Here is a 9,663-nt window from a genome sequence, read left to right as displayed (position 1 = left end):
AACCCCCCCCCCCTGGGGCCACCACCCCTCCGGCGCTGGTCTGGCTCTTGCCGCCCTGATGCGTGTGCCCCCCCCACACGACCAGGGGCGGATGCGCGCCCTGCCGCTGGAGCGTACCGAGCTGGACGAGATCGTCGGCGTACCGGACGACAGGGCGCCCGGCTTCACGGTGGAGCCGCACCGGACCGTCACCGTCCGGGTCCGGCTGGCGTTCACGGCGACGGCCCGTCCCAACGAGATCTCGGCCACCGCCGCGACGGTGCAGCGCCGGGGGGACGGCGGCGACTGGGTCGGCGCGTCCAACACCTACCGCTTCGCCGTCGCCGCCCCCGGCGGCCGGGTACGGGACGCGGCCCGGGGCGCCGCCTCCGCCGCCCCGGTCGCGGCCGACGGACCGGCGGAGCACCGTACGGAGGCGGGCGCACCCACCGGTGAGAGCACGCCGACCGGTGAGAGCGCGCCCGTGTCACGCCCCGAGAGCGCCGCCACGGGAACGGCCACCGGAGCCGCGCCCCGGACCACCGGAGCCGCCCCCGCCGCCGGAACCCGGGGCGAGCTCGTCGGCCGGGCCGCCGCCGCCCTCGCCCTGCTCACCGCCTGCGCCGTCCTCGCCCTCGGCGTCCGCCGCCTGCGCGACCACCGGCCCTGACCGCCGGCCCCGACCCCCGCCGAACTGCGAAGGCCCGCCCCGTACCGTCCCCGGAACGCCCTGGTTAGGCTGGGACGCGTCGACGGCACGTATCCGGCCATCCGGCCCACAGATATTCGGCCCCGCAGAGCGGAGAACAGTCCAGTGGCAGAGCGCAAGCCGATCGAGTCCTGGCTCACCGACATGGATGGCGTCCTCATCCACGAGGGCGTTCCGATCCCCGGCGCCGCCGAGTTCGTCAAGCGGCTGCGCGACTCGGGCAGGCCGTTCCTCGTCCTCACCAACAACTCGATCTACACCCCGCGCGACCTCCAGGCCCGGCTCGCCCGGATGGGGCTCGACGTGCCCGTGGAGAACATCTGGACGTCGGCGCTCGCCACCGCCAAGTTCCTGGAGGACCAGCGGCCCGGCGGCACCGCGTACGTCATCGGTGAGGCCGGACTCACCACCGCGCTGCACGACATCGGCTACATCCTCACCGACCACGAGCCGGACTACGTCGTCCTCGGCGAGACCCGTACGTACAGCTTCGAGGCGCTGACCCGGGCGATCCGGCTGATCAACGGCGGCGCCCGGTTCATCTGCACCAACCCCGACGAGACCGGCCCGTCGACCGAGGGCCCGCTGCCCGCCACCGGCGCCGTCGCCGCGCTGATCACCAAGGCCACCGGCAAGGACCCGTACTTCGCGGGCAAGCCGAACCCGCTGATGATGCGGACCGGGCTCAACGCCATCGGCGCGCACTCCGAGACCAGCGCGATGATCGGCGACCGGATGGACACCGACGTCCTCGCCGGTCTGGAGGCGGGCATGGAGACCTTCCTCGTGCTGACCGGCGTCACCACTCCGGGGGACGTCGACCGCTACCCGTTCCGCCCCTCGACGGTCGTTGACTCGATCGCCGATCTCGTCGATCGCGTCTGAGCACGTCAGAGCGGTGTACGGGGTGACGACGCGCCGTTGGGGATGCGAAAACCCCGCGCACGGGTGAGCCTGGCCAGTACCAGGAGGTTCACGATGCGTACAGCTCTGCTCGCTCTCCGTGCCACGGGTGTGGTCACCGTCCTGGTGACCGCACCCGTTCTCGGCACCGCCACCACCGCCCAGGCCCATGACGCCGTCCGGGTCACCGTCATCCCGTCCACCGCCGCCCCCGGCGACCAGGTGGAGATCCGCGCCGAGGGATGCAAGAGCCGCGAGGCCGTGGCCGTTTCCCGGGTCTTCGCCAACGACGCGAAGCTCATCCCCAGCGCCTTCGGCGAGGACTGGAACCGGGACCAGGCCGAGGCGGCCAGGAACCCGGAGAAGCCCGTCCCGCTCACCGGCCACGCCCGGCTGAAGGCGTCCGCCACCGGGGGACGGTACGAGATCGACATCAGATGCGACGGCCACAGCCACGCCGGCTCCGGCAGCTTCGACGTCGTCGCCAAGGGCCGCCCCGACCCGCCGCGGAACGACCGGCCCGACCACGACCGCGGTGACCAGGGCCGCGGTGACCACGACCGCCGCGGGGACCACGACCGTCGTGGCGAAGACCGCGGGGACCACGACCGCCGGGGCGACGACCGCTGGGACCGCGACCGGCCCGGCCACCACCGGGACCCCTGGGGCCCGGTCAGGGCGGGCGGCGGCGGTACGGCACAACTCGCCGCGGAGGCCCGCCCCGAGAGCCGGGTGGAGAAGGACAAGGCGGAGGAGCACAAGTCCGCCGGAACGGCCGGCCCCGGCACCCCGCACGCCGTGATCGGCCTGGTCCTGGCCGGGGTCGCGGCCGTCGCCGTGGCCTTCAGGAGCGTACGCAGGCAGCGTACGGCGGCAGGGCGGGACACGGACTGACATGTTCTCAGCGCACCGTTCGTCGGACCGACGTCACATAGGGCACTGCTCCTCCGGGCACTGTTCGCCAGGGCACTGCTCCGTGGACCCCTGCTCGTGGGGGCGCCGCTGGCACCGCCGCCACTACGGGTACTACGGGTCCGGCCGGCTGCTGACCGGCGTGGCCTGGGCCGTCCTGCTGCTCAGCCTGTGGATCTGGGGGCGGGACGGCCAGGTACCCGGCGCCGTCTCGGCCCCCACCGCCGGGGACGTGGCCGCGGTCGGCCGCCCGCTGGGCGCGCCGCTGCCGCCGTCCCGTACCCCGCTGGACTCCACGGCCGGGGCGGGCACCCCGCAGCGGGTCGAGATCCCCTCCCTCGGGATCGAGGCGCCCGTCGTCGCCCGGGGCCTCGACGCCGCCGGTGCGGTCGACCCGCCGCCGTACACGACGCCCGACACCGTCGGCTGGTACGGCGGCGGCGCCCGGCCCGGCGCGGAGGGGGCCGCGATCCTCGTCGGCCACGTCGACACCAAGACCGAACCGGCCGTCTTCTACGGGCTCAGCTCCGCCAAGCCGGGCGGGAAGGTCCGGGTCACCCGGGCCGACGGGAAGATCGCCGAGTTCACCATCGACGACGTCCAGGTCGTCGACCGGGACCGGTTCGACGCGAAGAAGGTCTACGGCGCCCACGAGAAGTCCCGCGCCGAGCTGCGCCTGATCACCTGCGGCGGCACCTTCGACCGCGCGGCACAGGCCTACACGGCGAATGTGGTGGTCTCCGCCTATCTGACCGGGGTGAGCTGACGGGGGACGTACGCCCGTGTGCGCCACCGGCGTTACGCGCCGGAGCCGGGACCCGGTATGCCAGGATTGGCGGCCCCGGACGAGGTACCGGGGAGGGGGCCCGCGAAGCGGCGATCACAGGGGCAGCGCACCAAGGGGGAGTGGATGTACGGCAGTTATTCCCGTCGCGGACACAGAGGCACGGGAAGTACGGGTGCCTCGGGGGGTGTCCGTAAGGAGCCGGGAGACCGTAAGGGGCCGGGTGTCCGTAAGGGGCCGGGGGACCGGAAGGGCCGGGCGTCCTTCGCGGTCGCCGTCGCGGGGGTGACGGCGCTGCTGCTGGCGGGCTGTACGTCCGGCGACGGGGGCGGCGGAGACACGAAGGGGCCGCCGCTGAGCCAGCGCCCCAAGGCCGAGGACCCCTACTGGGTCAACCCCGACGGCGGCGCGGCCCGTCAGGCGGCGGCGTACGAGAAGAAGGGCGACAGCGGGAACGCGGCCCTGATCAGGAAGATCGCGGAGCAGCCGGCCGCCGAGTGGATCGTCCCGGACAACGCGGAGGCGCAGACCAAGGGGTTCACGGAGGCGGCGGCGAAGGCCGACCGGGACGCCCTGCTCGTCCTCTACAACATCCCGCACCGCGACTGCGGCCAGTTCTCCAAGGGCGGCGCCGAGGACGGCGACTCCTACCGCGCCTGGGTCGACCAGGTCGCGCGGGGCATCGGGGACCGCAGGGCGACGGTGATCCTGGAGCCCGACGCCGTACTGCACCTCGTGGACGGCTGCACACCCGAGGAGTTCCACGAGGAGCGCTACCACCTGCTCAAGGGCGCCGTCGAACGGCTCAAGCGGCAGCCCGCCACCACCGTCTACCTGGACGCGGGCAACGCGGGCTGGCAGAGCCCCGACGCGCTCTTCGAACCGCTCCAGTGGGCGGGCATCGGCGCCGCCGACGGCTTCTCGGTCAACGTCTCCAACTTCTACACGACCGAAGCGAGCGTCGACTTCGGCAAGCGGCTCTCCGCGAAGGTCGGTGACAAGCCCTTCGTCGTCGACACCAGCCGCAACGGCAACGGCCCGTACACGAAGGGCGACTCCGGCGAGAAATGGTGCAACCCGCCGGGCCGCGCCCTCGGCGAGCGGCCGACCGTCAGGACCGGGGACCCGCTGGTCAAGGCGTATCTGTGGATCAAGCGCCCCGGGGAGTCGGACGGCGACTGCAAGGGCGGCCCCAAGGCGGGGGCGTGGTACGCGAGCTACGCCCTGGACCTGGCGCGCAACGCCCGGTAGACAGGGACGCCCGCCGTCCGTCTCCGTCCGTCCCCGTACGTCCCGTATCTCTCCGTCCCGCTCCCGCCCCTCCTGGAGAACCCCGGTGCACCGTCCGACCACCGACCCCGCGCCTCCCGGGTCCGCCGTACCTCCCGTACCTCCCGCACCTCCCGTACGTCCCGTGCAGCCCGGGGGCGGGCCCGCCGTGGAGACCGGTTTCGCCGCTCTCCTCGACCGGGCCCGGGGGCTCCTGGAGCGCCCCGGCCGTACCGTCCTCGGCATCGTCGGCGCGCCCGCCGCCGGCAAGAGCACCCTGGCCGAACTGCTCGTCCGTGAACTGGGGCCGGGCGCCTGTGCGGTGCCGATGGACGGGTACCACCTGGCCAACTCCGTGCTCCACGCCCTCGGCCGCCGGGACCGCAAGGGCGCCCCCGACACCTTCGACGCCGAGGGGTACATCGCCCTCCTGCGCCGTCTGCGCGAGGGGGCGGGGCCGGACGCGACCGGGGCGGCGGTGACCGTCTACGCGCCCCGGTTCCACCGGGAGATCGAGGAGTCCGTCGCCGGGGAGACCGTCATCGCCCCCGAGGTCCGGCTCGTCGTCACCGAGGGAAACTACCTCCTGCTGCCGGAGGGCCCCTGGGCCGGGGTACGGCCGCTGCTGGACGAGTCCTGGTACGTCGAGCCCGACGAGGCGCTGCGGCTGCGACGGCTGGTCGGCCGGCACGTGGAGTTCGGCAAGAGCCCGCAGGACGCCCACGCGTGGGCCCACGGCACGGACCAGCGGAACGCCGCGGTCATCGCGGCCACGCGCGACCGCGCCGACCTCGTCGTACGCCTCCCGGAGCGCTGACCGCCGGCGGGCACCACGCCCGCCGGCCCGTCGCGGGAGCCGCTACTCGACCTCCACCCACACCGCCTCCGACGGCGTGCCCTCCCCGTCCGTCACGAAGAGCATGTACCACCCCGACGGCACCAGCGCGCTGTTCTTCGGCACCGTGACCTCGACGCCGTCCGCCGTCTTCTTCACGTCCAGCGCGACCGTGCGCTGTTCGACGTCGGTGACGTGCGTGACCGCGCTCGGCCGCATCAGCTTCGCCGTCGTGACCGCGCCCGGATCCTTCACCTTGAAGAGGGCGGAGCCGCCGCGCTTCACCGCCTTCGGCCCGTCCGTGACCTCGGGCCGCGTGTCCGCGTCCCGGTAGAGGTACGGCGGTGTGTAGATCTCGATGCGCTGCTCGAAGACGCCCGGCTTGGTGTTGGCCTTGTCCGCGTAGAGCGAGTCCGAGCCGAAGATCATGACGCGGCCGTCCGGCAGCAGCAGGGACCCGGAGTGGTAGTTGCGCCCCACCTTCGGGTCGGCCATCCGCGTGTACGTGCCGGACGCCGGGTCGTACCGCCGCGCCTGGAGCACGTTCGAGCCGCCGCGTCCCCGGTAGTCCTCGGAGCCGCCCGTGACCAGCACACTGTCGTCGGGGAGCAGGGACGCGCTCGGGTAGCGGGTGCCGCGCTCCAGCGTCGGGCCGTCCTTGAACCGCGGGTCGGCCTCCTTCAGGTCGACCAGCCGGGACTTCTCGCTGGACTTCTCCGACTCGCCGATCCCGCCGCCGCCGATCACCATGAACTTCTGGTCCTGGGCGGGCGGCAGCATCACCGTCGCCGAGGTCTCCATCTGGTCCGGGTCGCTCAGTCCGGGGATCTTGTCGAACTTGTTGGTCTTCAGGTCCCAGATCCCGGGGTCACGGCCGACGTCGGCGGGCCCGTAACCGGAGTTGGAGCCGCTGTAGAAGAGCTTCCCGTCGTCCATCAGGAAGACCGCGGGGTAGGTGGGGAACTTCTGGATGTCCCCGGTGTACTCCCAGGTCCGCGTCTTCGGGTCGTAGATCTCGTTCTTGCCGGGGACGAGCTGGCCGATCTCGTCGAGCCCGGAGAGCGCCAGGACCTTGCCGTCCTGGAGCGTGGTCAGCGTGGGGTACCAGCGTGCCTCGTTCATCGGGTCGACGCTGATGTACTTCTCCGCGACCGGGTCGAACTCGTACGCTTCCTTGATCCCCTGGAAGTCCTTCTTGTCGAGCGCCAGCTTCTGCCCGATGCCGTACACGTTGCGGGCGTCGGAGCCCTTCATGCCGTGCACCCGGTAGTTGTCCTCGGCGCCGGTCTCGTACTTCGCGCCGGACTCGCGCGCCTCGACGTAGACCCGGCCCAGACCCGCGTCGTTGCGCAGATAGGCGCCGGTGGTCTCGTCGAAGACCTTCGTGGCCTTCTCCACCAGGATCGGGTCCTTGGAGACGAAGGTCTTGCCGTTCTCCTTGCCGGTGAACACGGTGCCGGCGGGCAGGGTGATCGGCTTGTCGGGGTCCTCGTTGTGGACGACCATCAGGCCGCCCGCCTTGGTGACGTCGCCCTTGAGCTTCTCGTACCGCTTGGTGCCGCCGGCTATGAGGAGTTTCCCGTCCGGGAGCTGGGAGTGCCCCGAGCAGAACAGGTCCTTGGGGGTGGGGATCTTCTTGTACGTGTCGGTCGCCGGATCCCAGAGGATCGACTCGAACGTGCCCGCGTCGAAGTTCTTCTGGTTGTTCCCCGAGCCGGCGATCAGCAGCACCTTGCCGGTGTGCAGCAGCGAGGCGTGGATCGAGTTGATCCGGAACCGGGCCGGGACGTCCAGGAAGTCCCAGTGGCCGTTCGCCGCCTTGTAGTCCGGGCGGTTGATCTTGTACTCGTGGTACTGCGCCGAGCCGAAGCGGTAGAGCGCGGGCCCGTTGAACCCGGCCACGGCGACGACGACCGCGGCGCCGATCGCGATACGCCTGGCCCGGTTCCTGCGGTGGTTCTGCCGGACGGGAATCGCGCTCATTTCTTACGTCCCCCAAGGGAAATCCGTGCTGTCGGTGCGGTGGGTTCCGCGGGCGCCTGGGCCTGGGCCGGCGCCGCGTGGCGCGGCATCCGCGGGAGCGGCGCCGTACGGTCGAGCGGCGGGACGCCCTGGCGGTCGGCGTACACCCCCGCCTGCGCGCCCGTGGGAGCGGGTGCGTGCGCTCCGGTGGTCGTGGGCGTGTGAGTGGGCGTGTGAGCGGGCGTGGGCGCTCCCTGGCCTCCGGGACCGCGCCTGCCGCGGTGCGAACCGCGCCTGCGCTTGGCGCGCTTCTCCTGGCGCAGCGACCACCACCAGATGAAGACCGGCGCCGCCGTGATCAGCATCGCCAGCGTCGCCCACGTCAGCATCGCCGGATGGTCGTGCCCGAAGACGAACGAGGCGATCATCGAACCGCCGAAGACCAGGATGAAGAAGAAGTGCACCCGGAACGTGCCGAAGAGCGTGTCCGGGCTGGACGAGTCGCCCTTCGGGGTGACCACGAAGCTGCTCTTGCGGCGCAGTACGGCGTCCATCAGCGAACGGGCGTACAGCGGCGCCGACATGGCCGACATCGCCATCCCCGCCAGCCCGCCGGAGCCCTCCGGCTCGTGCGGCGAGACGTTGTGGCGGCGGTTCCAGATGTAGAGGCCGATCTGGAGGGCCGAGGCGTTCCCGTACAGCATCATCCAGATCGCCGGGTCGATCTGCACACCCGAGGCGCCCATGCCCAGGAAGAGCGCGCAGCTCAGCGCGGCCAGAATCCAGTTGAGGGCGGACATCGGGTAGAAGATGATCATCATCGTGTAGTTGAAGAGCTTGCCCGGGGGCAGCGAGGAGAAGCCCTTCCAGTACTGCTTGAGGATCGTCTCGTACGTACCGCGCGACCAGCGGAGCTGCTGCGTGAAGAAGTCCGTCCAGGCGGACGGGCCCTCGCCCACGGCCAGCACGTCGGGCGTGTAGACGGAGCGCCACTTGTTGCCGGACTCGGGGTTGCGGTGGCGGTGCATCTCGAAGCCGGTCGCCATGTCCTCCGTGATGGAGTCGTACAACCCGCCGATCTGCTTGAGCGCCTTGATCCGGACGGCGTTGCTCGTACCGACGAACATGGGGGCGCCGTAGCGGTTGCCCGCGCGCTGGATCAGCGCGTGGAAGAGGAACTGCTGCGACTCGGCCGCCTTCGTGACGAACGAGTCGTAGTTCCCGTACACCTGCGGGCCGATGACGAAGCCGACGTCCGGGTCGCGGAAGTAACCGAGCATCCGCTCCAGATAGTTGGGCATCGGTACGTGGTCGGTGTCGACGGAGGCGAAGTAGTCGTAGTCGTCGCCGTGCGCGTCCAGCCAGGCGTTGTAGTTGCCGTGCTTGGTCTTGGCGCGGTGCGCGCCCTTGGGCTGGTTCCACTTCGCGATGCCCTTGCGGGAGAAGTGGTGCACACCGAGCCGGGCGCAGACCTCCTTGACCGCCGGGTCGTCGCCCTCGTCGAGCAGCCAGACGTGCATCATGCCCCGGTGCCGGATCCGGACGGCCGCCTCCAGGGTCTTCGTCACCATCTCCAGGGGCTCCTTGCCCGGCACGAAGGAGGTGAGGAAGGCCACGCGCGTACCGCCCTCGGGCACGACGGGGATCGGGTCACGTGCCACCAGCGTCGCGTGCGCGTTCGAGATGACATTCATCGTGCGGAACAGCTCGATCAGTCCGATCGAGACGAGCATCACGATGTCGAGGACGAGCAGCGTGTCGTTCTTGAGGTTCGGGTCGCGCTCGGTCCAGTGCTGCGGCTGCATCAGCCAGACGAAGAGGCCGAGCGAGAGCAGCGGCGCCGCGCCGAGCAGCAGGGCGGCCCGGATGCGGTGCGTCTCCTGGGAGAGCAGCGAGCGGTACTGCACCGTGTACGGTTTGTCCGCGTCGGGCCTGGTCAGCGGCCCGGCGAGACGGCTGTAGTGCTCGTAGTCGTACTTCGGCAGGACGTTCTTCGCCGGCCGGGAGCGCTGTAGTCCGGCCCGTCTGAGGTGCGAGGGTATGCGGAGCTGCGTGGTCCGGGACGCGTCGGTCTCCTGCCGCTCGCCGGCCGGGCCCTCTGGCGTCGACGTCATGAGTCATCCCCCCGCACGCACACGTACTGCGTGATGGATCGAGTTTTCGTCCGGATGTTCTGTCCGGAGCGGCCCCCTGGCCGTCACTCCGGGCGTGTGCCTCGCGGCCTTTGTCTCCCTCTGACCGGAAACACGGCCGATCCGGTTGCGTGATGTCGCCGGCGGCACCGCGCAAGCCGTGTCCCTACGGGCCCCC

The 9,663-nt window shown here is 71.4% G+C and carries 8 protein-coding genes; 6 read left to right on the top strand and 2 right to left on the bottom strand.

Translation table 11 applies throughout. From position 1 onward, the window contains the following. The first annotated feature begins 64 nt into the window (after positions 1-64). From ACFXPK_RS07980 to ACFXPK_RS07955, 6 genes are all read left to right on the top strand, one after another. Positions 65-649 (top strand): hypothetical protein, encoded by a 585-nt coding sequence (locus ACFXPK_RS07980; protein WP_385072857.1) that lies wholly within the window; start codon positions 65-67, stop codon positions 647-649. Positions 650-793: 144 nt separating this feature from the next. Continuing rightward, positions 794-1,573, top strand: coding sequence for an HAD-IIA family hydrolase (locus ACFXPK_RS07975; protein ID WP_384994410.1), 780 nt, complete (start codon positions 794-796; stop codon positions 1,571-1,573). A gap of 93 nt (positions 1,574-1,666) precedes the next feature. Continuing rightward, positions 1,667-2,485, top strand: coding sequence for a hypothetical protein (locus ACFXPK_RS07970; protein ID WP_385072854.1), 819 nt, complete (start codon positions 1,667-1,669; stop codon positions 2,483-2,485). A gap of 82 nt (positions 2,486-2,567) precedes the next feature. Next, a complete protein-coding gene (locus ACFXPK_RS07965) occupies positions 2,568-3,269 on the top strand; it encodes a class F sortase (RefSeq protein WP_384994406.1) in 702 nt (233 codons plus the stop codon). A gap of 144 nt (positions 3,270-3,413) precedes the next feature. Beyond that, the gene (locus ACFXPK_RS07960; RefSeq protein ID WP_385072849.1) at positions 3,414-4,538 is read left to right on the top strand and encodes a glycoside hydrolase family 6 protein; all 1,125 of its coding nucleotides are present in this window, start codon (positions 3,414-3,416) and stop codon (positions 4,536-4,538) included. Positions 4,539-4,701: 163 nt separating this feature from the next. Further along, positions 4,702-5,373 carry a nucleoside/nucleotide kinase family protein gene (locus ACFXPK_RS07955; RefSeq protein WP_385072846.1) on the top strand — a complete coding sequence of 224 codons (672 nt, stop codon included), beginning with the start codon at positions 4,702-4,704 and terminating at the stop codon, positions 5,371-5,373. 42 nt (positions 5,374-5,415) lie between these two features. On the opposite strand, the gene ACFXPK_RS07950 is transcribed toward ACFXPK_RS07955, so the two are convergent. Together ACFXPK_RS07950 and ACFXPK_RS07945 are read right to left on the bottom strand one after the other, a co-directional pair. Beyond that, on the bottom strand, positions 5,416-7,374 hold the full coding sequence (locus ACFXPK_RS07950; RefSeq protein WP_384994399.1) for a galactose oxidase-like domain-containing protein: 1,959 nt from the start codon (positions 7,372-7,374) through the stop codon (positions 5,416-5,418). After that, entirely contained in the window at positions 7,371-9,467 is a 2,097-nt protein-coding gene (locus tag ACFXPK_RS07945) for a glycosyltransferase family 2 protein (RefSeq protein WP_385072842.1), read from the bottom strand. The genes ACFXPK_RS07950 and ACFXPK_RS07945 overlap by 4 nt, the downstream gene beginning before the upstream one ends. Positions 9,468-9,663 lie beyond the last annotated feature (196 nt).

Source organism: Streptomyces sp. NPDC059142 (assembly GCF_042755665.1).
In the GTDB taxonomy this organism is placed as follows: Bacteria; Actinomycetota; Actinomycetes; order Streptomycetales; family Streptomycetaceae; genus Streptomyces.
The sequence above is the reverse complement of the archived record's forward strand: the minus strand, read 5'-3'. Positions and strand labels throughout refer to the sequence as shown.